General features: G+C 68.1%; 21 protein-coding genes and 2 pseudogenes. 16 read left to right on the top strand and 7 right to left on the bottom strand.

Going from position 1 to position 22812, the window contains the following annotated elements:
* The first annotated feature begins 33 nt into the window (after positions 1 to 33).
* Positions 34 to 447, top strand: coding sequence for an HIT domain-containing protein (locus ASG62_RS19935; RefSeq protein WP_056696622.1), 414 nt, complete (start codon positions 34 to 36; stop codon positions 445 to 447).
* A complete protein-coding gene (gene nudC, locus ASG62_RS19930) occupies positions 444 to 1376 on the top strand; it encodes an NAD(+) diphosphatase (RefSeq protein WP_056696624.1) in 933 nt (310 codons plus the stop codon). The genes ASG62_RS19935 and nudC overlap by 4 nt, the downstream gene beginning before the upstream one ends.
* 37 nt (positions 1377 to 1413) lie before the next feature.
* Here nudC and ASG62_RS19925 read toward each other — a convergent pair whose 3' ends face one another.
* Both ASG62_RS19925 and ASG62_RS19920 read right to left on the bottom strand, forming a co-directional pair.
* On the bottom strand, positions 1414 to 2295 hold the full coding sequence (locus tag ASG62_RS19925) for a prephenate dehydratase (protein ID WP_056696808.1): 882 nt from the start codon (positions 2293 to 2295) through the stop codon (positions 1414 to 1416).
* 50 nt (positions 2296 to 2345) lie between these two features.
* Entirely contained in the window at positions 2346 to 3086 is a 741-nt protein-coding gene (locus ASG62_RS19920) for a 3-deoxy-manno-octulosonate cytidylyltransferase (protein WP_056696626.1), read from the bottom strand.
* Positions 3087 to 3311: 225 nt separating this feature from the next.
* Between ASG62_RS19920 and ASG62_RS28130 the strand changes: the two are divergent.
* From ASG62_RS28130 to ASG62_RS19865, 12 genes and pseudogenes are all read left to right on the top strand, one after another.
* Positions 3312 to 4106 (top strand): annotated as a pseudogene (locus ASG62_RS28130) (c-type cytochrome); the annotation flags it as partial.
* A gap of 177 nt (positions 4107 to 4283) precedes the next feature.
* Positions 4284 to 4604 (top strand): annotated as a pseudogene (locus tag ASG62_RS28125) (c-type cytochrome); the annotation flags it as partial.
* A 268-nt stretch (positions 4605 to 4872) separates the two neighbouring features.
* Positions 4873 to 6837 carry an extracellular solute-binding protein gene (locus tag ASG62_RS19910; protein ID WP_200944737.1) on the top strand — a complete coding sequence of 655 codons (1965 nt, stop codon included), beginning with the start codon at positions 4873 to 4875 and terminating at the stop codon, positions 6835 to 6837.
* On the top strand, positions 6834 to 8714 hold the full coding sequence (locus ASG62_RS19905) for an extracellular solute-binding protein (RefSeq protein WP_056696628.1): 1881 nt from the start codon (positions 6834 to 6836) through the stop codon (positions 8712 to 8714). The genes ASG62_RS19910 and ASG62_RS19905 overlap by 4 nt, the downstream gene beginning before the upstream one ends.
* Positions 8715 to 8768: 54 nt before the next feature.
* Entirely contained in the window at positions 8769 to 9860 is a 1092-nt protein-coding gene (locus ASG62_RS19900) for a microcin C ABC transporter permease YejB (RefSeq protein WP_056696630.1), read from the top strand.
* Positions 9861 to 9958: 98 nt separating this feature from the next.
* Positions 9959 to 11080: an ABC transporter permease gene (locus tag ASG62_RS19895; RefSeq protein WP_056696812.1), complete on the top strand. Its 1122-nt coding sequence runs from the start codon at positions 9959 to 9961 to the stop codon at positions 11078 to 11080.
* 9 nt (positions 11081 to 11089) lie between these two features.
* The gene (locus ASG62_RS19890; protein WP_056696632.1) at positions 11090 to 11326 is read left to right on the top strand and encodes a hypothetical protein; all 237 of its coding nucleotides are present in this window, start codon (positions 11090 to 11092) and stop codon (positions 11324 to 11326) included.
* Positions 11326 to 11757, top strand: coding sequence for a type II toxin-antitoxin system VapC family toxin (locus tag ASG62_RS19885; RefSeq protein ID WP_057180563.1), 432 nt, complete (start codon positions 11326 to 11328; stop codon positions 11755 to 11757). Before ASG62_RS19890 ends, ASG62_RS19885 begins: the two co-directional genes overlap by 1 nt.
* Positions 11754 to 12851 (top strand): cation diffusion facilitator family transporter, encoded by a 1098-nt coding sequence (locus ASG62_RS19880; protein WP_244487626.1) that lies wholly within the window; start codon positions 11754 to 11756, stop codon positions 12849 to 12851. The genes ASG62_RS19885 and ASG62_RS19880 overlap by 4 nt, the downstream gene beginning before the upstream one ends.
* Positions 12848 to 14506 (top strand): ABC transporter ATP-binding protein, encoded by a 1659-nt coding sequence (locus ASG62_RS19875; RefSeq protein ID WP_056696636.1) that lies wholly within the window; start codon positions 12848 to 12850, stop codon positions 14504 to 14506. The genes ASG62_RS19880 and ASG62_RS19875 overlap by 4 nt, the downstream gene beginning before the upstream one ends.
* Entirely contained in the window at positions 14503 to 15171 is a 669-nt protein-coding gene (locus tag ASG62_RS19870; protein WP_056696638.1) for an NUDIX domain-containing protein, read from the top strand. Before ASG62_RS19875 ends, ASG62_RS19870 begins: the two co-directional genes overlap by 4 nt.
* Positions 15168 to 16109: a 2-hydroxyacid dehydrogenase gene (locus tag ASG62_RS19865; protein WP_056696639.1), complete on the top strand. Its 942-nt coding sequence runs from the start codon at positions 15168 to 15170 to the stop codon at positions 16107 to 16109. Before ASG62_RS19870 ends, ASG62_RS19865 begins: the two co-directional genes overlap by 4 nt.
* A 48-nt stretch (positions 16110 to 16157) precedes the next feature.
* Here the strand turns inward: ASG62_RS19865 and ASG62_RS19860 are convergent, their stop codons facing one another.
* The gene (locus ASG62_RS19860) at positions 16158 to 16595 is read right to left on the bottom strand and encodes a helix-turn-helix domain-containing protein (RefSeq protein ID WP_056696814.1); all 438 of its coding nucleotides are present in this window, start codon (positions 16593 to 16595) and stop codon (positions 16158 to 16160) included.
* Positions 16596 to 16663: 68 nt separating this feature from the next.
* Here ASG62_RS19860 and ASG62_RS19855 point away from each other — a divergent pair, with 68 nt between their 5' ends.
* On the top strand, positions 16664 to 17899 hold the full coding sequence (locus ASG62_RS19855; RefSeq protein WP_056696641.1) for an MFS transporter: 1236 nt from the start codon (positions 16664 to 16666) through the stop codon (positions 17897 to 17899).
* A 98-nt stretch (positions 17900 to 17997) separates the two neighbouring features.
* Here the strand turns inward: ASG62_RS19855 and ASG62_RS19850 are convergent, their stop codons facing one another.
* From ASG62_RS19850 to ASG62_RS19840, 3 genes are read right to left on the bottom strand one after another with little or no spacing between them, the layout of a single operon-like run.
* Positions 17998 to 18885: an NlpC/P60 family protein gene (locus ASG62_RS19850; RefSeq protein ID WP_056696643.1), complete on the bottom strand. Its 888-nt coding sequence runs from the start codon at positions 18883 to 18885 to the stop codon at positions 17998 to 18000.
* Positions 18882 to 19232 carry a MarR family winged helix-turn-helix transcriptional regulator gene (locus ASG62_RS19845; RefSeq protein WP_056696645.1) on the bottom strand — a complete coding sequence of 117 codons (351 nt, stop codon included), beginning with the start codon at positions 19230 to 19232 and terminating at the stop codon, positions 18882 to 18884. The genes ASG62_RS19850 and ASG62_RS19845 overlap by 4 nt, the downstream gene beginning before the upstream one ends.
* A 57-nt stretch (positions 19233 to 19289) precedes the next feature.
* Positions 19290 to 20675 carry a leucyl aminopeptidase family protein gene (locus ASG62_RS19840; RefSeq protein WP_056696816.1) on the bottom strand — a complete coding sequence of 462 codons (1386 nt, stop codon included), beginning with the start codon at positions 20673 to 20675 and terminating at the stop codon, positions 19290 to 19292.
* Positions 20676 to 20812: 137 nt separating this feature from the next.
* Here ASG62_RS19840 and ASG62_RS19835 point away from each other — a divergent pair, with 137 nt between their 5' ends.
* Positions 20813 to 21634: a tetratricopeptide repeat protein gene (locus tag ASG62_RS19835; protein WP_056696647.1), complete on the top strand. Its 822-nt coding sequence runs from the start codon at positions 20813 to 20815 to the stop codon at positions 21632 to 21634.
* A 98-nt stretch (positions 21635 to 21732) separates the two neighbouring features.
* Here the strand turns inward: ASG62_RS19835 and ASG62_RS19830 are convergent, their stop codons facing one another.
* Positions 21733 to 22722 carry a type II secretion system F family protein gene (locus ASG62_RS19830; protein ID WP_056696648.1) on the bottom strand — a complete coding sequence of 330 codons (990 nt, stop codon included), beginning with the start codon at positions 22720 to 22722 and terminating at the stop codon, positions 21733 to 21735.
* Between the last annotated feature and the right edge of the window lie 90 nt (positions 22723 to 22812).

Raw genomic sequence — 22812 nt, 5'->3', positions numbered from 1 at the left:
GCAAGGGGCGGTTCGGGCGTGCCATGAAACGCCATGCAAGGCTTCGAACTCGATCCCCGACTCGCGCGGGACACGCTGCCGGTGACGGTGCTGAACCTCTCCGAGGTTCGGCTGATGAACGACCGGCGCTTTCCCTGGGCGATCCTGGTGCCTCGGCGGCCCGGCATCACCGAGATCTTCGAGCTGCGGCCGCTCGACCAGGTCCTCCTCTCCTTCGAGACGCTGTCGCTGGCGGACGGGATGAAGCGGGTCTTCGGCGCGAAGAAGATGAACATCGCGGCGCTCGGCAACATGGTGCCGATGCTCCACACGCATGTCATCGCGCGGTTCGACACCGATGCGGCGTGGCCCGCGCCCGTCTGGGGCGTCGGCACGGCGGAACCCTATTCGCCCGAGGAGGCGGCCCGCATGACAGATCTCATCCGCAACGCGGCGCTTCCCTCGTGACCGGGGGCGGCGACCGGCCCGCCTTCGGCTTTGCGGGAAACCGGCTGGACCGGGGCGGCGAGACGCGCAACGAGGCGACGCTCGCCACCGCCCTCGACCATCCCGGCGCCCGCATCTTCGCGTCGGCGGAAGGGTTCTGGCTCTGCCGGGGCGAGGAGGCCACAGCCGACCCCGTTCTCGACCTGACGCTCGCGCGGGCGCTCGGGGCGGACCTGTCTGCGGCGGTGCTCCTCGGGCACGACGCGGCCGGTGTGCCGTCGCTGGCGGTCTCGGCAAGCGCCAGCGCGGGCGCGGCGGCCGATCTCACCGCCGTAGCACTCAGGCCTCTCGCCATGAGCGGCCGTCTGAGCGGCGACATCGAGGGGCAGCTCGGACAGGCCGAGCATTTCCTGAACTGGCACGCCAAGTCGCGCTTCTGCGGGCGTTGCGGGACGGAAACCAAGCCCGAGGCCGCCGGCTATCGCCGCAAGTGCCCCGGCTGCGGCGACGTTCACTTTCCGCGCACGGACCCGGTCTCCATCATGCTCGTTCACGACGGCGCGGACCGCTGCATTCTCGGCCGCCAGCCGCGCTTTCCCGAAAAGATGTGGTCGTGCCTTGCCGGCTTCATCGAGCCCGGCGAGACTCTGGAGGACGCGGTGCGCCGCGAGACGCTGGAAGAGGCCGGCATCCGCGTCGGGCCCGTCGCCTATCTCGCCTCGCAGCCCTGGCCCTTTCCGGGCTCGCTGATGATCGGCTGCGCGGCGCTCGCCCTCGACGACGAGATCGTCTTCGACGGGCTGGAACTGGAGGACTGCCGCTGGTTCAATCGCGACGAGGTTGCGCGGATGATGGCAGGAACGCACGAGGACGCGCTGACCGCGCCCAAGCCCTTCGCCATCGCGCACCATCTGGTCAAGGCCTTCGTGGACGGCGCGCTGAAGGGCTGACGCGCGAGCCCCCGGGCTGCGCCGCGGCCGGCCCGGATCACTCCGCCGGCACGAGGAGCGCGTGCCGGTTCTCGGCGGCCCTGTAGACGCCGAGATTGCGATATTCGGCGGAGAAGAAGCGGAGCTCCTCCAGGGCGCGGGCGACGGCGGGATCGTGCGGGTGGCCCTCGATGTCGGCATAGAACTGCGTCGCCGAGAAGCTGCCGCCGATCTGGTAGCTTTCGAGCTTGGTCATGTTGATGCCGTTGGTCGCGAAGCCGCCCAGCGCCTTGTAGAGCGCGGCCGGAATGTTGCGGACGCGGAAGACGAAGGTCGTGACCACGTCGCGGCTGATATAGGCGCGCTCGGTCTCGTTGAGGCGGGGATCGCGCGGCGCCCAGAGGCTCGTCGCCCGCTCTTCGGCATCGGCGAGATCGACGCGGGACGGATCGCGCAGGACGACGAAGCGCGTGACGTTGGAATCGGAATCCTCGACATTGCGGTCGAGAATGTCGAGGCCGTAGTAGCCGGCGGCGAGTTCCGGCGCGAGGGCGGCCTGATCGCGGCTCTCCATCTCGGAGACCTCGCGCGCCGCGCCCGCCGTATCGCCGGCGATGACCGGCTTCCAGCCGTTGCGCTTCAGGTATTCGCGGCACTGGCCGAGCGCATGGACATGGCTGTGCACGGCGCGGATTTCCTCCCGGCGGACGCCCGGGCGGACCATCAGCTGGAAGTGGATCGGCATGAAGTGTTCGCCGGTGATCTGCAGGCCGGATTTCGGCATGAGATGATGGATGTCGGCCACGCGCCCGGCGAGCGTGTTCTCGATCGGGATCATCGCATAGGCCGCCTCGCCGCTCTTCACCGCCTCGAAGGCGTCGTCGAAGGAAGGGCAGGGCATGGGCTCCAGCGTGTCACCGAAGACGGTGCGGCAGGCCATGTCGGAATTGGCGCCGGGCTCGCCCTGGAACGAGATCTTCTGCAAGCGGCTCACGTCCTGTTCTCCCCGGCCTGATGGCGCCGCGCGCGCTCGAGATCCTCCGGCGTGTCGACGCCGAGCGGAACGGTGTCGACGATGCCGGCCATGATGGTCATGCCGGCCTCCAGGGCGCGCAGCTGCTCCAGCCGCTCGCGAAGCTCCAGCGGCGAGGGCGGCAGCGCGACGAAGCGCTCCAGCGCGGCGCGCCGATAGGCGTAGAGCCCGACATGGTGGAAGAGCGGCCCCTCCCCCCAGGGCGCGGTGGCGCGGGTGAAATAGAGCGCGCGCAAGGTGCCCGGCGCGATCTGCGTCCCCACGAGCTTCACGACGTTCGGATTGGTGCGCTCGGCCGCCTCGGTGATCTCGAAGGCCAGCGTCGCGATATCGCAGTCCGGGTTTTCCAGAGGCGCGAGGACGCGTCCGATCATCGCGGGGTCGATGGTCGGCAGATCGCCCTGGAGGTTGACGATCGTCCGGCAGTGCCCTTCCGGATCGACGGCGAGAAGCGCCTCGTGGATGCGGTCGGAGCCCGATTCGTGGGTCGGCTTCGTCATCACGCCTTCGAAGCCGTGAGCCTCGACGATCCTCGCGATCTCGGGCGTATCGGTCGCCACGACGACCCGTCCGAGCCCCGATGCGGCGGCCCGTTCGGCGACGCGCACGATCATCGGGCGGCCTCCGATATCGGCCAGCGGCTTGCCCGGCAGGCGCGTCGAAGCCAGCCGCGCGGGAATGAGGATGAGGACGGACATCGGAGGTATCGGGGCCTTGGTGCAGAAAGAAGCTGCGGGGGCGATTGAACGCCGGGCTTCGAGGTGTCAAAAGGTCGTTTAGAACGCCTCTTATAGGCGTTGTCGATCATCCGCAAAGGACCGAAGGTTCCGATGCGGATACAGGATCGTTGGGAGGCCGCCAAGGCGGCTCGTTCGTTGTAAGAGGCCGCCGATGCGGCCGGCATGTCGGGAGCCGCCGTCTTCATGGATTCCTTAGAAGCCAACAAGATCTTCGGAGCCGTGCTGGGCACGATCTTCGTCGTGTTCGGCGGCAGCCTTCTCGCGGATGGCCTGTTTCACTCCGAGGCGCCGGAAAAGCCCGGCTACACGATCGTCGCGGCGGAAGCCCCGGCGGCCGGCGGCGCACCGGCCGCGGCGGAAGACCCGCCGGTCGCCACGCTCCTCGTCTCGGCCAATGCCGAAAAGGGCGCGACCGAGTTCAAGAAGTGCCAGGCCTGCCATTCCGGCGAGAAGGGCGGACCGAACAAGGTCGGCCCCGATCTCTGGGATCTCGTGAACCGCCCGGTGGCGGTGCATGAGGGCTTCTCCTATTCGGCCGGCATGAAGGACTTCGCCAAGGGCGGCGAGACGAAGTGGGACTACGACCACCTCTATCACTTCCTGAAGGGCCCCAAGCAGTATGTCGCGGGCACCGCGATGGGCTTTGCCGGCATCAAGGACCCGCAGGGCCGCGCCGACCTCCTGGCCTATCTGCGCACGCTCTCCGACAGCCCGGTGCCGCTGCCCGAGCCGACCGCCGCCGCCGAGCCCGCAGCCGCCACCGCCGATGCGGCCCCCGCCGCGACCGCGCCGGCCGACGCGCCTGCGGCTCCCGCCGCCGGCGCCGCCGAGCCGACGCAGGGCTCCGGCCCGACGCCCGCCAACACCCCGGCCACGCCGGCTCCGGCGGCCCAGGCCGCTCCGGCTGCACCTGCACCTGCTCCGGCGGCTCCTGCTCCCGCTGCTCCTGCTCCTGCCACGGCGGCTCCTGCTCCCGCAGCGCCTGCACCGGCGGCTCCGGCGGCACCCGCTCCGGCTCCTGCCGCTCCGGCACCGGCAGCGCCCGCTCCGGCAGCGCCCGCAGCCGCCCCGCAGCAGCAGGGCGCGGCGACGCCTGCGCCTGCCGCAGCTCCCGCCGCGACGCAGGTCGCGAGCGCCGGCGACGCCAAGGCCGGCGCGCAGGTCTTCAAGAAGTGCCAGGCCTGCCATGCGGTCGGCCCGAACGCGGCCAACAAGATCGGCCCCGAGCTGAACGGCATCTTCGGCGAGGCGGTCGCCTCGGTCGAGGGCTACGCCTTCTCGCCCGCGCTGAAGGCCTATGCCGGCACGCACCCGACCTGGGACGACGCGGCTCTGACGGCTTGGCTCACCAACCCGAAGGGCGAGGTGCCCGGCACCAAGATGGCCTTCCCCGGCCTGAAGAAGCCCGAGGACATCGCCAACGTCATCGCCTTCCTGAAGAGCTACGACGAGACCGGCGCCGGCGGCCCGCAGTAAGGGTCCGCACCGATCCGCTAAGACGACGAAGGCCCTGGCGAAAGCCGGGGCCTTTCGATTCGGGGCACCCTCCGCCTTCGCCCAGGCTCTCCGTCATCCGGCCGCCTTCGCGAGATGCCACCCGGATCGTGATCGATCGCCGCTGCGGAACGGTTGGACAGCGGCGCCGGGGCGATTAAAACTTCGTCATGATCCTATGTGTGCCGAACGACGGCCACAGTCTGCACCAAAGCGTGGAGCGTCGAGCTCATCGCACCGGAGGTCCTCCTTGACGCCATTCGCGCGCCGCATCGTTCCCAGCCTCGCCATTCTGCTCGCGGGGCTCGTTCCGGCGCCGTCCCAGGCACAGACCACCGCCCCCGCGACGGCGGCACCGGCCGCGGCTCCAGCGAGCCCGGCCGCCGCCGATCCATCGACGCCCGCCCCGATCGCACCCGCCACGCCCGACGCCGCCGCGACGCGCGACTGGCGCATCGGCACGAGCCTTCTCGGGGATCTCAAGTACGAGCCGGGCTTCCGGCATCTCGACTACGTCAATCCCGACGCGCCGAAGGGCGGGCGCATCCGGCTGGATGCGATCGGCAGTTTCGACAGCTTCAATCCCATCGCCTCCAAGGGCGACGCCGCCGAGGGGCTCGGACTGATCTACGAGACGCTGACCTCGCCGACGATGGACGAGACCTCGACCGGCTACGGCCGCATCGCCGACGCCGTGTCCTTTCCCGCCGACTTCTCCTCCGTGACCTATCGCATCGACCCCAAGGCGCGCTGGCACGACGGACAGCCGATCACGACCGAGGACGTGATCTGGAGCTTCGAGGCGCTGAAGGAGGTCAATGCGAGCCAGGGCTTCTACTATCGCCATGTGGTCGACGCGGCGGAGACGGCCCCCGGCGAAGTGACCTTCACCTTCGACGAGAAGAACAATCGCGAGCTGCCGAACATCGTCGGCCAGCTGATCGTCCTGCCCAAGCACTGGTGGACGCGCAAGGATGCGAACGGTCGCCAGCGCGACATCGCCGAGACCACCGTCGAGGCGCCTCTCGGCTCCGGTCCCTACCGGATCGTCTCGTCCTCGACCGGACGCGGGGTCTCCTACGAGCGCGTCAAGGACTGGTGGGGCGCGGACCTGCCGATCAATGTCGGACAGTACAATTTCGACCGCATCGACTACATCTACTTCCGCGACGACACGGTGGCCTTCGAGGCCTTCAAGGCGAACCAGTTCGATTTCTGGAGCGAGAACAAGGCGTCGCGCTGGGCGACCGGCTACGACTTTCCCGCCGTGCGCAGCGGCGCGGTGAAGCAGGAGCGCTTCGAGAATTCCTATCGCTCGGCGGGCCTGATGGTCGGCTTCGTGCCGAACCTGCGCCGTCCCCTCTTCCAGAACGTCGATCTGCGCCGCGCGCTGAACTATGCGCTCGACTTCGAAACCATGCAGCGAACGCTGTTCTTCGGCGAATATGCGCGGCCCAATTCCTGGTTCTACAACACCGAGCTGGCGGCGACCGGCACGCCCTCGCCGGCCGAACTCGCCATTCTGGAGCCGCTGCGCGGCAAGGTGCCCGACAGCGTCTTCGGCGCCCCCGCGACGAACCCGGTCGGCGGCGACAATGCCCGCATCCGCGACAATCTTCGCGAGGCGGTGAAGCTCCTGAAACAGGCCGGCTACGAGCAGCGCGGCGGTAAGATGGTGGAGACCGCGACCGGCACGCCGCTCTCCTTCGAGATCCTGCTCAACGGCGACGCGCTGTCGGGCGTCGTCGCGCAGTATCAGGAGAGCCTGAAGCGCATCGGCGTCGAGATGCGCATCCGCGCCGTCGATCCCTCGCAATATATCAACCGCATCCGCGCGCGCGACTACGACGTGATCTATAGCGGGCTCGCGCAGTCGCTTTCGCCCGGCAACGAGCAATACGACTATTTCGGCTCCGACGCGGCGGACAAGCCGGCCTCCCGCAACTATGCCGGCATCAAGGACCCCGTCATCGACGAGTTGGTGCGCCAGGTCGTCCAGGCCAAGGATCGCGACACGCTCGTCGCCGCAACGCGCGCGCTCGACCGGGTTCTGATGGCCAACCAGTACATCATCCCCTCCTACGTGCCGAAGGACGAGCGCGTCGCGTACTGGGACCGGTTCTCGCATCCCGAACTGCCGGAATATTCGGATGGCTGGCCGACGATCTGGTGGTGGGACGAGGCCAAGGCCGCCAAGATTCCGGCGCAGCAATGAGCACCGCCCTTTCCCGCCTGACGCGCCGCACGGTTCTGAAAGGCCTCGGCCTTGCGGCCGGCGCGGCGGTCCTTCCGCGCGCGGCCTTCGCCGCCATTCCCACGGACACGCCGCTGCATGGGCTCTCCGCCTTCGGCGACCTGAAATATCCGCCGGACTACGGGGCGTTCGACTATGCGACGCCGGGGGCGCCGCAGGGCGGGCGGATGAACTATTCGGTGCCGAACTGGGTGTTGAACCAGTCGCCGCAGACCTTCGACACGCTGAACACGTTCGTCCTCCAGGGCAACGCGCCGCCGCGGCTGGAAAGCCTCTATGACGGGCTGATGGTCTCCTCGCTGGACGAGCCGGACAGCCTCTACGGCGCGCTGGCCGAGACCGTGTCGATCTCGACCGACCGGAACACGTTCACCTTCGCGCTCCGGCCGGAGGCGCGCTTCTCCGACGGCAGGAAGGTCACGGCGGGCGATGTCGCCTTCACCTATCGGGTGCTGAAGGAGAAGGGCCATCCGTCCATCGCCGTCTCGCTGCGCGAAATGGCCGAGGCCGTCGCCGTTGACGAGCGGACGTTCCGCCTGACCTTTTCGGGGAAGCAGACCTACCAGGAGACGCTCGACGCCTTTGGCCTGCCCGTCGTGCCGGAAGCCTTCTTCGAGGGCCGCGACTTCGAGCGCACGGGGCTCGACGTCATCCCCGGCAGCGGGCGGCGAAAGATCGGGCGCATGGAGGTCGGCCGCTTCATCGAATACGAGAAGCGCGAGGACTATTGGGCCAAGGACCTGCCCTTCGCGCGGGGCCTCGACCATTTCCAGACCGTGCGCATCGACTTCTTCCGCGACCGGCAACCGGCGCTGGAAGCCTTCAAGAAGGGCGAGATCACCTTTCGCGAGGAGTTCACGACGCGGTCCTGGGCCGTGGAATACGACTTTCCCGCCGTCGCCGCCAAGCAGGTGATCAAGCGGGAGTTTCCCGTCGAAACGCGGCCGAAGTTCCAGTGCTGGGCGCTGAACCAGCGGCGCCAGCGCTTCGCCGATCCGCGCGTGCGCCGGGCGATCAACCTGTGCTTCGACTTCGAGTGGACGAACCAGAACATCCTCTTCGGCCTGCGCACCCATTCCGACTCGCCCTTCGAGGGCTCGCCCTACAAGGCGGCCGGCACGCCCTCGCCCGCCGAACTCGCCATCCTGGAGCCGCTGCGGGGCCAGGTGCCGGACGAGGTCTTCGGCGCGGTCTGGACGCAGCCGGTCTCGGACGGGACGGGCAACGACCGGAAACTCCTGCGCGAGGCCGTCCGGCTTTTCGACGAGGCGGGATGGAAGCGGCAGGGCTCGGGGCTGGTGAACGCTTCCGGCGAGGTCTTCCGCCTGGAATACATGATCAACGGGGCCGAGCAGCAGCGGGTCTACGGCAAGTTCTTCGACACGCTCCGCCGGATCGGGGTGGATGCAAGCTTCCGGCTCGTCGACGAGGCGCAGTACCAGGACCGTCAGCAGCGCTTCGACTACGACATGATCCTCGCCGCCTTCTCCTTCAGCGCGACGCCGACGCGCGACAGCCTCGGCCTCTTCTTCGCAGGCCGGTCGAGGGACGTGCCGGGCTCCTACAACTTCCCCGGAACGGCCGATCCCGCCGTCGATGCGCTGATCGCCAAGGTCGGCGAGGCGACGACGCGCGAGGATCTGACCACGGCCATCCTGTGCCTCGACCGGGTGCTGCGGGCGCGGCTCGACTGGCTGCCCAACATCAATGCCGACCAGCACCGCGTTGCCTATTGGGACCTCTTCGGCTTCAAGGAGGAGAAGCCCGACTACGGCTTCCCCGTCGAATCACTCTGGTGGTACGACGAGGCACGGGCCAAGGCGATCGGCCGGGCCTGATCCCGCGCCGCCTCGTTCCAGGCGGCGATACGATGCGACGACGACCGGAGGCCCATGGGCGCCTATATCTTCCGCCGACTGCTCCTGATGATCCCGACGCTGATCGGCATCATGGCGATCTCCTTCGCCGTGATCCAGTTCGCGCCGGGCGGGCCGGTCGAACAGGTCATCGCCAATCTGCAGGGCCAGGGCGGCTCGGGCGCGGACCGCGTCGGCGGCGGCTCGTCCGATTTCGCGGCCGGGGCGCAAGGGGGAGAATCGTCGGGCTACCGCGGCGCGCAGGGGCTCGACCCCGCCTTCATCGAGCGGCTGGAGAAGCAGTTCGGCTTCGACAAGCCGCCGCTGGAGCGCTTCGGCCTGATGATGTGGAACTACATCCGCTTCGATTTCGGCGAGAGCTACTTTCGCTCGGTCTCGGTGATCGACCTCATCCTGGAGAAGATGCCGGTCTCGATCTCGCTCGGCCTCTGGATCACGCTCCTCTCCTACGGCATCTCGATCCCGCTCGGCATCCGCAAGGCGCTGAAGGACGGCTCGACCTTCGACACCTGGACGTCGGGCATCATCATCGTCGCCTATGCGATTCCCGGTTTCCTCTTCGCGATCCTGCTCATCGTGCTCTTCGCGGGCGGATCGTTCTACGACCTCTTCCCGCTGCGCGGCCTCACCTCCGACAATTTCGCGCAGATGTCCTGGCCGCAGAAGATCGCGGACTATTTCTGGCACCTGACGCTGCCGCTCATCGCCCTCTCGCTCTCGGCCTTCGCGACGACGACGCTGCTCACGAAGAACTCCTTCCTCGACGAGATCCGCAAGCAGTATGTCACGACCGCCCGGGCCAAGGGCCTGACGGAAACCAAAGTCCTCTACGGGCACGTCTTCCGCAATGCGATGCTGATCATCGTGGCGGGCTTTCCCGGCGCCTTCATCTCCGCCTTCTTCGCGGGCTCGCTCCTCATCGAGACGATCTTCTCGCTGGACGGGCTGGGGCTGCTCGGCTTCGAGAGCATCTACAAGCGCGACTACCCGGTCGTCTTCGCCACGCTCTACATCTTCTCGCTGCTCGGCCTCGTGACGACGCTGATCTCCGATCTCACCTATACGTGGATCGACCCGCGCATCGACTTCGAGCGGAGGGACGTCTGATGGACGGCACACGCGACCCGCTGGCACCCGCAGAGCGCGTGCCGGAGCCCGCAGAAGCGCGCCAGGACGCGCAGGCCGACACGTCGGGCGTCGCGCAGATGGCGCCGTCCGCTCAGGTCGTGCGCGCTCGCCTTTCGCCGATCAACCAGCGGCGGCTGCAGAACTTCCAGGCCAACCGGCGCGGCGTCTGGTCCTTCTGGATCTTCCTCGTCCTCTTCGTCGTCACGATGTTCGCCGAGCTCGTGGCCAACGACCGGCCGCTGATCGTGAACTACAAGGGCGAGTATTACGCGCCGCTCTTCGTCGACTATCCCGAAGAGGTCTTCGGCGGCTTCCTGCCGGTGACGAACTATCGCGACCCGTTCGTGCAGGACGAGATCACGGCGAACGGCTGGATGATCTGGCCGCCGATCCGCTACTCCTATCGCACGGTCAACAACGAGATCCCGACGCCCGCTCCCTCCGCGCCCTCCTGGACCTTTTCGAAGGAGGAGCTCTGCGCGCGCTATCCGCAAGGGGTGGCGGACCCCAACTGCACCTACGGCAACTACAACTGGCTCGGCACAGACGACCAGGCTCGCGACGTCCTCTCGCGCCTCATCTACGGGTTTCGCATCTCCGTTCTCTTCGGCCTCATCCTCACCGGCCTCTCCGCCGTGATCGGCGTCTTCGCGGGCGCGGTGCAGGGCTATTTCGGCGGCTGGGTCGATCTCATCTTCCAGCGCTTCATCGAGATCTGGTCCTCGATCCCGGTCCTCTACCTCCTCCTCATCATCGCCGCGATCCTGCCGCCGGGCTTCTGGATCCTGCTCGGGATCATGCTCCTCTTCTCCTGGGTCTCCTTCGTCGGCGTGGTGCGCGCGGAGTTCCTGCGGGCGCGAAACTTCGAATATGTCAACGCCGCGCGCTCGCTCGGCGTCGGCGACTGGACGATCATGGTGCGCCACCTCCTGCCCAATGCCATGGTGGCCACGCTGACCTTCCTGCCCTTCATCCTCAACGGCTCGATCACGACGCTCACCTCGCTCGACTTCCTCGGCTTCGGCCTGCCCCCCGGCAGCCCGTCCCTCGGCGAGCTTCTCCAGCAGGGCAAGAACAACCTCCAGGCGCCCTGGCTCGGCATTTCCGGCTTCGTGGTGCTATCCTTGATGCTGTCCCTCCTCGTCTTCGTCGGCGAGGCGGTGCGCGACGCCTTCGATCCGCGCAAGAGCTTTCGATAGGATGGAACGATGAGCACGCTGCAGAAGACCATCGTCGAACATGCATCTGCCTCCGATCTGCCGGACCGCTTCCGGGGCGACCTCGCGCCGGGAACGCCGGTGACGGTGATCGTCCTTGCGGAAGATGAGCCGACGCGTGACGAACGGCCGCGATACCTGCGCTACTGGGGCGTCGCCAGCCATCTCGGCACGACGACCGAGGAGTCCGTTGCACGGGTGCGCGCGCTTCGGGACGAATGGGACTGATGCAGGAGCGGCTCTACATCGACGCCAACGTCGTCATCGACTTCATCGAGAAGAGCGATCGCCACCTCATGATCCTTTTCGCCGAAGCGGAAGCGCGCGCCGTCGGCCTCGTGACGAGCGAACTGACGCTGGCGGAAGTGATCGTGCAGCCGCTCCAGCGCAGCGAGGCCTGGCGGGTGCACGTCTTCGAAGAGCTTCTCGCCGATCGCAAGCTGATCGAAATGCTGCCCATCGATCGCACGATCCTGCGCCGATCCGCCGAACTCAGGGCATCCATCGGCGGAACGACGCCGGACAGCATCCACGTAGCGACCGCCCTCGCGGCCGAATGCGATGCGATCGTCTCGTCGGATCGGCGTCTAAAAATGCCCAAGCCCCTTCACCGCCTTTCGCCGGCAGACCTGCCGCAGCGCCCGGGAGCGCCCTCGTGAGCCACGACCATTCCCATCACGACCACGCCGGCCACTCCCACGCCGCTGGCGGGCACGACCATGCCGGGCATGCCAGCGAGAGGCGCATCCTCATCGCGGCGGCGCTGACGGGCACGTTCATGCTGGCGGAGATCGCCGGGGGCATCTTCTCGGGATCGCTGGCTCTGCTGGCCGATGCCGGACACATGTTCATCGACTTCGCCGGGCTCGCGCTCGCGGTCTTCGCCATCCGGCTGTCGCGGCGGCCGGCGGATGCGCTGCGCAGCTATGGCTACGGGCGCTTCCAGATCCTCGTCGCCTATTCCAACGGCCTCGTTCTCTTCGCCGTGGCCGGCATCATCCTCTACGAGGCGGTGCAGCGCATCGCGGCGCCGGTCGAGGTTCTGGGCGGGCCGATGCTGGTCATCGCCATCGGCGGGCTTCTGGTGAACATCGTGAGTTTCTTCGTCCTCCATGGCGGGGACAAGGAGGATCTGAACCTTCGCGGCGCCCTCCTCCATGTCGTCGGCGACCTCTTAGGCTCGGTCGCGGCCATCGCGGCGTCCCTCGTCATTCTCTGGACCGGGTGGATGCCGATCGATCCGATCCTCTCCGTCCTCGTCGCCGTGCTCATTCTCGGCAATGCCGGAAAGCTCGTGCGCGATTCCGCCCATATCCTCCTCGAAGGCACACCGGCCGGCGCGGAAGGACAGGCCATCGCCAAGGTGCTGATCGCCGAGGTGCCCGGCGTCGAGGACGTCCACCACGTCCATTGCTGGGCGCTCACCTCCAAGCGCCGCGCCGCGACGCTGCACGTTCGGCTGAGAGCTGGAGCGGAGGACCACCCGACCGTGACGGCGGTCAAGCGCCTGCTCGCGGCGCGCTTCAGCATCGAGCACGCGACCGTGGAGACCGAGCGCGAGACCTGCGCCGACGCCGCCCTGAAGGAGGGCGGAGACGGGCACGATCACCACGACCATGATCATGAGCACGCGCATGGGCATGGGCATGGGCAGGACCGGCGGCACACGGCCGCCAAGGCCTCGCACGGCCATGATCACGGCCATTCGCATCGCAGCGCCGGCCCCGGCATCTTCCAGGGAGTTTCGACATGAGCGCGCTCGCGACGCCGTCCCCCGCGCCCGGCCGGCCGCTCCTCTCGGTCGAGGGGCTGCAGGTCGCCTTCACGCAAGGCGGCAAGACCTCGCTCGCCGTGAAGGGCGTGTCCTTCACGGTCGGCGCGGGCGAGACGGTGGCGCTGGTCGGCGAGTCCGGGTCGGGCAAGTCGGTCTCGGCGCTCTCGATCCTGAAGCTCCTGCCCTACCCGGCCGCCAGCCATCCCGCGGGCGCGGTCTACTACCGCGACGAGAACCTCATCGACGACGACGAGCGCGATCTCAGAAAGGTCCGGGGCAACAAGATCTCGATGATCTTCCAGGAGCCCATGTCCTCGCTGAACCCGCTGCACACGATCGAGCGGCAGGTCGGCGAGGTGCTGAAGCTCCATCGCGGCGTCTCGACGGCGGAGGCGCGCAAGCGCACGCTGGACCTCCTCCATCAGGTCGGCATCCGCGAGCCCGAAAAGCGCCTCGGCGCCTATCCGCACCAGTTGTCCGGCGGCCAGCGCCAGCGCGTGATGATCGCGATGGCGCTCGCCAACGAGCCGGACCTCCTCATCGCGGACGAGCCGACGACCGCGCTCGACGTCACCGTGCAGGCGCAGATCCTGGAGCTTCTGAAGGTCCAGCAGCAGAAGCGCGGCATGGCGCTGCTCTTCATCACCCACGATCTCGGCATCGTGCGCAAGATCGCCGACCGGGTCTGCGTCATGTATCGCGGCGAGATCGTGGAGACCGGGCCGACGGAGGAAATCTTCTCCAACCCGCAGCACCACTATACGCGCCATCTCCTCGCCGCCGAACCGCGCGGCGCCCCGCCGCCGGCCAATCTCAACGCGCCCCTCGTGATGGAGGCGAAGGACGTAAAGGTCTGGTTCCCGATCCGCACCGGGCTCTTCCGCAAGGTGACGGACCATGTGAAGGCAGTGGACGGCATCGACCTCCAGCTTCGCGCGGGGCAGACGGTCGGCGTCGTCGGCGAATCCGGCTCCGGCAAGACGACGCTCGGCCTCGCGCTCTGCCGCATGATCTCCTCCAAGGGCGCCATCACCTTCGAGGGCGAGCGCATCGACCAGCGCTCGTTCCAGGCGATGCGCGCCTTTCGCAAGCGCATCCAGATCGTGTTCCAGGACCCGTTCGGCTCGCTCTCGCCGCGCATGTCGATCGCCGACATCATCGGCGAGGGGCTGGCCGTGCACGAGCCCAAGCTGTCGGCGCATGCGCGGGACGCGCGCGTCGTGGCCGCGCTCGGCGAGGTCGGGCTCGATCCCGGAACGCGCTTTCGCTATCCGCACGAGTTCTCGGGCGGGCAGCGCCAGCGCGTGGCGATCGCGCGCGCGATGGTGCTCAATCCGCGCTTCGTCATGCTGGACGAGCCGACCTCCGCGCTGGACATGAGCGTGCAGGCCCAGGTCGTGGACCTCCTGCGCGATCTGCAGGAGAAGCACGATCTGGCCTATCTCTTCATCAGCCACGACCTGCGCGTCGTGCGCGCGCTCGCCAACGAGGTCATCGTCATGCGCAACGGACAGGTGGTCGAGCGAGGCCCCTCGACGGAGATCTTCGAGCGGCCACAGACCGACTACACGAAGGCCCTGATGGCCGCGGCCTTCAACATCGAGACGGCGCCGACCGGGATCGTCGCGCAATGAGGGAGAGCCATTATCGCGACGCGCTCGCCGACCAGCCGCTCGACGTCTCCTTTGAGACGCGCGAGCGGCTGCACGACGGCTTCCGCCCCTTCGAGAAGATCACCCTGACGCATCGCTCGATCGACGGGACGCGGCAGATCGGTCCCCTCTCGCGCGAGTTCATCGCGACGGGGTCGGTCGCGATCGTCGTGCCCTACGATCCCAAACTCGATGCGATCGTGGTGCTCAGGCAGTTCCGCATCGGCGCCGCGCTGAAGACGCCGAACGCGGCGGCGATCGAGCTGCCCGCCGGGCTGATCGACGCGGGCGAGGCGCCGGACGCGGCGGCGGCGCGCGAGCTGCTGGAAGAGACCGGGCTCACGGCGCTGGCCGTCGAGCGCTGCTTCACCATGCTCCCCTCGCCGGGCCTCACCGACGAATACGCGCTGATCTTCCTCGCGATCGTCGATGCCTCCGATCTCTCCGACGCCGCCGGGCTCGACGACGAGCACGAGGACATCCGCCCGATTCTGGCGCCCGTCAGCGCGCTGGTCGAGGCGGTCGACGAGGGGATGATCGAGAACGGCTTCGTCATCGCCTGCACCCATTGGTTCGCGCGCGTCGGCCGCGCCCGGGCAGCCGGACTTCAGGCCGCCATCGCCCTCGACGAGGAATCCGCTCGATGACCGTTCTCCTCTCCATCACCGGCTATCCCTCGAAAACCTGGCTGGACGCCCTGGAAAAGGCGCTGCCCGGCCGCCGGATCGTCACCGAACCCACCGGGGCGAGCGATCCCGGGATCGACTATGCCGTCGTCTGGAAGCAGCCGGAGGGGCTGCTCTCGACCCTGCCGAACCTCAAGGCCATCTTCTCGATCGGCGCGGGCGTCGACCACGTCCTGCGCGACAAGAGCCTTCCCGACGTCCCGATCGCCCGGATCGTCGCGGAGGACCTGACGGGCCGGATGAGCGAATACGTCGCCTGGCGCGTGCTCGACCATCACCGGCGCGGCTTCGCCTACCGCGCGCAGCAGGCCGCCGGCCAGTGGAACGAGCGCGTGCAGCCGGCGGCCGGCGCGGTGACGGTCGGCATCATGGGCCTCGGCGAACTCGGTCGGGACGCTGCGGAGAAGCTGAAGCCCTTCGGCTTCAAGCTCGCGGGCTGGTCGCGCACGAAGAAGCAAGTGCCCGGCGTCGCGTGCTTCGCCGGCGACGAGGAGCTCTCAGCCTTCCTCGGCACGACCGACATCCTCGTCGTGCTCCTGCCGCACACGCCGGCCACGGCCGGGATCCTCGACCGCGCCCTCTTCGCCAAGCTGAAGCGCGCCACGCCCTTCGGTGGTCCGATCCTCGTCAATGCCGGCCGCGGCGGGCTCCAGAACGAGGCCGACATCCTCGCCGCCCTCGACGCCGGCACGCTTCTCGAAGCCTCCCTCGACGTCTTCCAGACCGAACCCCTCCCCGCCACGAGCCCCCTCTGGCACCACCCGAAGGTCTTCGTCACGCCCCACGCGGCCGCCAGCTCCGACCCGGATGCGCTGGTGCCGCTGATCGTCGGACAGATCGAGGCGCTCGAACGCGGAGAGGCGCTGAAGCATCTGGTGGATCGGACGGCGGGGTATTGAAGGCGACGGTTGCCGAAGCCGCACTCTGGATCGACGTCAGAGTCAATCTCAAGCGTTGGGTTTCCCTGACTTCGCAATCTTCGATCCTGCCCTTTGCGGCTTACCGGCGGCATGAACGAGCCGCCTGAAGGTCGGGCAGTCCATATGGGATGGCGCCGGACAATCGGCGACGTGGCGGAGCGTGTCGCGGAGGGCGGTCAGTTGCCTGATCTGGCGATCGATCTCGGCCGCCTTCTCACGCAAGACAATGCGGGGCAGGTCGGCCACGCCGTCCTTGCCGAACATTCCGGCGATTTCCGCAAGCGAGAATCCCGCCAGCTTCCCCATGGAGATCAGCCTGAGCTGCAGCAGCACTTCGGGCGGGAACTGGCGACGCAACCCGTGGCGAGAGACCGAGGAGATCAACCCGGCCTCCTCGTAGTGGCGCAACGCCGAGGGTTTGATTCCGCTCCTTGCAGCGACCTCGCCGATATCCAGACATCTCATGCTTGACCTCAAGTCGAGTTGAAGTGGCAGCCTGCGCTGGAACACTTTATTCGGCAAGGAACGCAGAGATGGAAACGAACGACACCCTTCCGTCGGACGGGAAGCGGACGGGCGTCACGGCGACCCTGGCGCTGTGCATGCTGCTGGCAACTCTTGGAACCAGCATCGCCAATGTCGCGCTGCCTTCACTGGCTCAGGCGTTTGCGGCGCCTTTCTCCCAGGTGCAGGCCGTCGTCGTCGGATATCTCGCGGCATTGACGGTCTTCGTCGTGGTCGCAGGCCGGTTGGGTGACCGCTACGGGCTCAAGTCCATGCTGATGACGGGGCTCGGAGTGTTCCTCTTCGCATCCGTGTTGTGCAGCCTGGCGCCGAACCTCTGGTCGTTGATCGGCGCACGTGCGGTTCAAGGCGTCGGTGCGGCCTTCCTGATGGCGCTCTCGATGGCCTTGATGCGTCAGATGACCGCCAAGGCTCATATCGGGCGCGCCATGGGCCTCGTCGGTACCATGTCGGCGTTGGGAACGGCGCTGGGCCCCTCGCTGGGCGGGCTGTTGCTTCCGGTCACGGGATGGCGGGGCATCTTCTGGGTTCAGATTCCGCTTGCGGCCACCGCCTTGGTTCTTTGCCTCGCGACGCTGCCCACCGAAACTCGGGAAGAGAAGACGCCCATGCCGAGTTTACTGGCTGTGCTCGACGGCAGGATCGTTCCCCATCTCTTCGTCAACATGCTGGTGGCCGCCGTGATGATGACGACTCTGGTGGTCGGCCCCTTCTATCTCCGTCTCGGACTTGGCTTGACGGAAACATCGATCGGTCTCGTCATGGCGATTGGGCCCGGCATTTCCATGATCTGCGGTGTTCCTGCGGGTCGGCTCGTCGATGGCTGGGGCGGCTACCGCGTGGCTGCCGCCGGGCTCCTGCTTCTCGTGGGCGGCAGCTGTCTGCTTGCGCTCCTGCCGAAGATGATCGGCGTTGCGGGCTATGCACTTTCCATCATGGTTCTGACGCCGGGCTATCAGCTCTTTCAAGCGGCCAACAACGCGGCGGCGCTGGGCGACGTATCCAGCGAGCGCCGCGGCACAGTTTCCGGTCTGCTGAACCTGTCCCGAAATATCGGCCTGATGGCCGGCGCCTTCTTCATGGGCGCCGTCTTCGCCTTCGCCGTGGGCGTGGAGGACATCATCCGCGCGACGCCTCAAGCGGTTGCCACCGGGATGCAGATGACCTTTTTGCTGGCGACCGGGCTGACGGTTCTCTCTTTGGGGATTGCCTTCTCGTCGGGGCTTGCCGGCACCCGTCGGTAGGTCCAGCACCGGCTCCGTTGTCGAAATTCCTCTCAAAGATCTGGATGGGCGAGGTACGGCCCATAGCATGCGCCGTGGATCACGGAGCGACTCGCCATCTAAAGCCGCCGCACGCTCGTCACCCTCGACCCCCTCGCCTCTGCTCTCGCCACCACATCGGCCAGCGGCTCGATCGTGACCATCATGTGGAAGGCGTTGGCGTGGAGCAGGCGGGTTTTGTCGGCCATGAGGCCGACATGGCCTTTCCAGAAGACGAGGTCGCCGCGGCGGAGGGGTTCGGTCGTGGGGAGCGGCGCGCCGAGGGCCTGCTCCTGCAAGTCGGCGTCGCGGGGCGCCGCGCAGCCGGCCATGGAGAGGGCGAGCTGGACGAGGCCGGAACAGTCGATGCCCAGCGTCGACTTGCCGCCCCAGAGATAGGGCGTGCCGAGAAAGCGTTCGGCGGTGGCGACGACGTCTTCGGCGGCCGCGTCGGGGAGGCTCAAGTGCTGGCGGACGATGGCGCCGGCGGGGTGAACGAGTCCGTAGGTGGCGTTGTGGTCCGCAGCTTCGCCGCGCACGGCGACGAGGGCGCCCATGGGAAGGCCGGCGAGCGGCGGGAGCTTGATGTCGGGGCCGGGGAAGAGGAGCGTGCGCGGCACGGCGACGCGGTGGGTCGGCAGGGCAAACGAGGGGCCGAGCGAGGGCCCGAGCGCGGTCGTCGGCATGTAGCCGACATAGCCGTCCGAGAGAAGCTGGACCCAGGACCAGCCCTCCTCGTCGGTCTCGAAGACGAGCACGGTCTCGCCGTAGAGCGCTTCAGTCTCCAGCGCGGCATCGGGGCGCGGCGCGCGGCGCAAGGGGGCGATCGGGTCGAGCACGATTTCGGGTCGGCCCTCGACGAAGCGGTCGGCCTCGACCCGGCCCTTCAGCCGGACATCGGCGAGATCGGGGCGCATGGCGTTGAGGCGCTTGTCGAGCGGGGCGGCCCTATCGAGCGGGGCGGTCATGGCTGGAGGCCCGCCGCCTGCTCGACCACGCGGTCGGCCATCTTGGCGACGTGGAGGCTGCCCTTGACGGTGCGGCGGACGAGGACGTTGCGCTTGTCGGCGGGATCGCGCCGACGCTCCACCAGCTCCAGCCCGCCCATCGTATCCAGCGCCCGCGTGATGACGGGCTTGGTGACGTTGAGACGCGCGGCGAGCCCGCGCACCGTGTGGGGCGGGGCTTCCAGATAGATGGTGAGGAGGATGGCGGTCTGGCGCACGGTCAGGTCATGCTCCTCGTCCCGCGCCTGGAGAAGCGCGGTCTGATGGAGAAGTCGGAGCGCTTGCGCGGGCCGAAGCTCGATACCCATGAAGAACCGCCGTCGTTTCGGACCCGTTCTCTTTCATAGCCGAGCTTCGTTGAGATTTCACCCTGCATGTGGGTATCGGCCCTCGATCACCTGGAAGAGCGCGCGCAACCCTTGCGCCTCGCCGCCGACGGGGCCGAGATGGGAGGCCTGTGGGCGCCAGCCGTAGACGTCGAGATGGGTCCAGCTCGCCGCCTTCTCCACGAAGCCTTCGAGGAAGAGCGCGGCCGTGATCGCGCCGGCGAAGCCGTCGGGCGTGACGTTGTTGATGTCGGCGATCTTGGAGGCGAGCGAGCGCGCATAGGGCTTGTGGAGCGGCAGGCGCCAGAGCGGATCGGCGACGGCCGCGGAGGCCGCGGCGAGATCGGCGGCGAAGGCCTCGTCCGCGGTGAAGAAGGGCGGCAGGTCCGGCCCGAGCGCGACGCGGGCGGCGCCCGTCAGCGTCGCCATGTCGATCAGGAGCTCGGGCGCCTCCTCGTCGGCCAGCGCCAGCGCGTCGGCGAGGATGAGGCGGCCTTCCGCATCCGTGTTGCCGATCTCGACCGTCCGGCCCTTGCGGCTCTTCAGAATGTCGCCGGGGCGGAAGGCGCTGGCGGAAATGGCGTTCTCGACGGACGGCACGAGCACGCGAAGCCGCACGTGCAGGCCGGCATCCATGATGGCGCGGGCAAGGCCGAGCACGTTGGCGGCGCCGCCCATGTCCTTCTTCATCAGGAGCATGCCGGAGGCGGGCTTGATGTCGAGCCCGCCCGTGTCGAAGGCGACGCCCTTGCCGACCAGCGTCACGCGCGGCGCGTCCTCGCGGCCCCAGAGAAGCTCGATCAGGCGCGGCGCGACGGAGCTTGCCCGGCCGACCGCATGGATCATCGGAAAGTTCTGCGCCAGGAGATCGTCGCCGACGATGGACGTGACGGTCGCGGAGAACTCGGTCCCGACCGCGCGCACGGCGGCCTCGATCGCATCCGGCAGCATGTCGTTGGCGGGCGTGTTGATGAGATCGCGCGCGAGCGCGACGGAGGCCGCGAGGCGCCCGGCGCGGGCCTCGACCTCGGCGGGAAAGAGAAGGCGCGCGCGGGGCTCGCCATCGGGATTGGCGCGGTAGCGCTCGAAGCGGTAGGCGCCGATCCGGTAGGCGAGCGCGGCGAGATCGGCGTCGAGGGCGTCCGGCCCTTCGAGGCGCCAGTCGCCCTCGGGAAGGCTGCGGCCGAGCGCGCCGGCGAGCAGCGACCGGGCGGGCGCGTCCGCCTCGGCGCCGAGGCCGAGCACGGCGCCGGCAAGGCTCGCCCCCTCGCCCGGCACGAGAAGCACCTCGCCCGCCCCGGCCTTGAAGCGCGTGGCGGCCGCCCAGGCCCGCGCCGGCTCGGGCAGTTTGTCGAGCCCCTCGCGCCCGATCGTCCAGACGGGAAGCGCTGCGGCATCGGTTGGCGCGTTCGGGGCAAGGTTCATGGTGTTCATCGCTTTCTGAGGTCCGCTCGCGGACCGGTATCAACGCTCGCTCTGGTTAACGAGATATTGTCGCCTTCGGTCAAGACGGGCCTGCGACGCGATCTCGGCGGGACATCGAGCCTCGGGAAGGGATCGGCATGGGAACTGAGGACCGCGGACAGGCTTGGACGCTGCGAGCCGCCCTTCTCATGGCAGCGGCGGGCTCGGCCATCGCCTTGTCCGGTTGCTCGCAGACCTCGCGCGAGACGACCGGCTCGATCCAGCGGCCCGGCCTTGCGCGCTCGCTCGACAAGATGACCGCCAGCCAGCTCGACGGGGCCGTGCGGACCTACGGCGCGGCCTACGAGCGGAACCCGAAGGACAAGCAGACGGGCGTCGCCTTCGCAACCGCGCTGCAGATGACCGGGCGCAACGACCAGTCGCTCGCCGTGATGCAGCAGGTCGCCATCGCCCATCCGAAGGATCGCGACGTGCTCTCCGCCTACGGCAAGGCGCTGGCCGCCGCGGGCGACCTCGAGAAGGCGCTCGAGACCGTGCGCCGCGCGCAGACGCAGGATTCGCCGGACTGGCGCCTCTTCTCCGCCGAGGGCGCGATCCTCGACCAGCTCGGCCGCCCCGACCAGGCTCGCGATCTCTACCGCAAGGCGCTCGACCTCCAGCCGAACGAGCCGAGCGTCCTCTCCAATCTCGGCATGTCCTACATTCTCGCCAACGACCTTCCCTCGGCCGAGACCTATCTGTCGCGCGCCGTCTCGCAGCCCGGCGCCGACAGCCGCGTGCGGCAGAATCTGGCGCTCGTCGTCGGGCTCCAGGGCCGTTTCGACGAGGCCGAGAGGATCGCCTCCGCCGAGCTGAGCCCCGAAGATGCCACGGCCAACGTCGCCTATCTGCGCAAGATGCTGGCCCAGCAGAACACCTGGTCGATGCTGAAGGACAAGGGCGAGGCGCCGAAGAGCTGACCGAAGGCCTGGATATCCTGCGACATGCAAACGGGGAGGCTCCCAGAGGGCCTCCCCGTTTGCATGTCGCCCGCCTGCGCTCGGCGCCTTTGAGGTGGCTACCGCGCCATGATCTGGATGACGGCGGGGCCGATGATGACGGCGAAGAGGACCGGCAGGAAGAAGATGATCATCGGAACGGTGAGCTTGGGCGGCAGGCCAGCGGCCTTCTTCTCCGCGATGTTCATGCGGGCGTCGCGACTTTCCTGCGATAGCGTGCGCAGCGCCGTGCCGAGAGGCGTGCCGTAGCGCTCGGCCTGGATGAGCGCGGTGCAGACCGCGCGAACACCCTCCATGTCGGTGCGCGCCGTCAGATTGTCGTAGGCGGTCTTGCGGTCGGTCAGATAGGCGAGCTCGGCGCAGAGGAGGACGAGTTCCTCGGCCAGCGGCACCGACTGGATGCCGATCTCGTCGGAGACGCGGCGGAACGCGGCCTCGATGGCGCTGCCCGATTCCACGCAGATGAGGAGAAGATCCAGTGCGTCCGGCCAGGCCCGCTGGATGGAGAGCTTGCGGGAGGCCGCCTTGTTGGTCACGTAGATGTTCGGCAGGTAGAAGCCGATATAGGCCGCGAAGAGGCAGACCACGAGCCGCACCATCGTGCTGCTCTCGGCAAGGACGTCGAAGAAGAAGATGTAGGACAAAGCCAAGGCGAAGAGCACGAGCGGCGTCGCGACGCGCGCGAAGAGGAAGAGCGTCAGCGGCTGCTGGCCGCGCAGGCCGGCGACGCGAAGCTTGGCGACGGTCTTCTCGTCCACCAGCGCGTTCTTGAGATTCAGCTTCTCGACCACCGCGCCGGCGAGGCCCTTGGCATCGACCTGCCGGACCTGCCCCCGGCGCGAGCGCTCCTTTTCCGTGCTGAGCCTCGCGCGCTCGCGGGCCCGCACCTCGTCGCGCTCCAGCGCCACGGCCTTCATCCGCGTCTTCAGCTCGTTGCCGGACAGCATGGGCATCGCCACCGAGACGAAGGTGGTGAAGACCGCGATGGCGACGAAGACGCTGAGCACGAACTCGCCGGAGAGACCGTAGGATTCCAGGATGCGTTCCATGCCGGGAGGCTTTCGATGGCGGGCTTTCGCCGGATGCGGGCGGCGGGTCGGCCTAGAGTCCGTCAGGTTCATACCGAACCAGACGGACTC

It is taken from the genome of Aureimonas sp. Leaf427, from assembly GCF_001425485.1.
GTDB lineage: Bacteria > Pseudomonadota > Alphaproteobacteria > Rhizobiales > Rhizobiaceae > Plantimonas.
The sequence above is the reverse complement of the archived record's forward strand: the minus strand, read 5'-3'. Positions and strand labels throughout refer to the sequence as shown.

Coding starts and splice junctions, on each gene's coding strand:
- ASG62_RS19935 (WP_056696622.1), top strand. CDS start 34: ATGCAAGGCTTCGAACTCGATCCCCGACTCGCGCGGGACACGCTGCCG.
- ASG62_RS19925 (WP_056696808.1), bottom strand. CDS start 2,295: ATGGCCTGCCGCACCGTCTTCGGTGACACGCTGGAGCCCATGCCCTGC.
- ASG62_RS19920 (WP_056696626.1), bottom strand. CDS start 3,086: ATGTCCGTCCTCATCCTCATTCCCGCGCGGCTGGCTTCGACGCGCCTG.
- ASG62_RS19905 (WP_056696628.1), top strand. CDS start 6,834: ATGAGCACCGCCCTTTCCCGCCTGACGCGCCGCACGGTTCTGAAAGGC.
- ASG62_RS19900 (WP_056696630.1), top strand. CDS start 8,769: ATGGGCGCCTATATCTTCCGCCGACTGCTCCTGATGATCCCGACGCTG.
- ASG62_RS19895 (WP_056696812.1), top strand. CDS start 9,959: ATGGCGCCGTCCGCTCAGGTCGTGCGCGCTCGCCTTTCGCCGATCAAC.
- ASG62_RS19890 (WP_056696632.1), top strand. CDS start 11,090: ATGAGCACGCTGCAGAAGACCATCGTCGAACATGCATCTGCCTCCGAT.
- ASG62_RS19885 (WP_057180563.1), top strand. CDS start 11,326: ATGCAGGAGCGGCTCTACATCGACGCCAACGTCGTCATCGACTTCATC.
- ASG62_RS19875 (WP_056696636.1), top strand. CDS start 12,848: ATGAGCGCGCTCGCGACGCCGTCCCCCGCGCCCGGCCGGCCGCTCCTC.
- ASG62_RS19870 (WP_056696638.1), top strand. CDS start 14,503: ATGAGGGAGAGCCATTATCGCGACGCGCTCGCCGACCAGCCGCTCGAC.
- ASG62_RS19865 (WP_056696639.1), top strand. CDS start 15,168: ATGACCGTTCTCCTCTCCATCACCGGCTATCCCTCGAAAACCTGGCTG.
- ASG62_RS19860 (WP_056696814.1), bottom strand. CDS start 16,595: ATGAGATGTCTGGATATCGGCGAGGTCGCTGCAAGGAGCGGAATCAAA.
- ASG62_RS19855 (WP_056696641.1), top strand. CDS start 16,664: ATGGAAACGAACGACACCCTTCCGTCGGACGGGAAGCGGACGGGCGTC.
- ASG62_RS19850 (WP_056696643.1), bottom strand. CDS start 18,885: ATGACCGCCCCGCTCGATAGGGCCGCCCCGCTCGACAAGCGCCTCAAC.
- ASG62_RS19845 (WP_056696645.1), bottom strand. CDS start 19,232: ATGGGTATCGAGCTTCGGCCCGCGCAAGCGCTCCGACTTCTCCATCAG.
- ASG62_RS19840 (WP_056696816.1), bottom strand. CDS start 20,675: ATGAACCTTGCCCCGAACGCGCCAACCGATGCCGCAGCGCTTCCCGTC.
- ASG62_RS19835 (WP_056696647.1), top strand. CDS start 20,813: ATGGGAACTGAGGACCGCGGACAGGCTTGGACGCTGCGAGCCGCCCTT.
- ASG62_RS19830 (WP_056696648.1), bottom strand. CDS start 22,722: ATGGAACGCATCCTGGAATCCTACGGTCTCTCCGGCGAGTTCGTGCTC.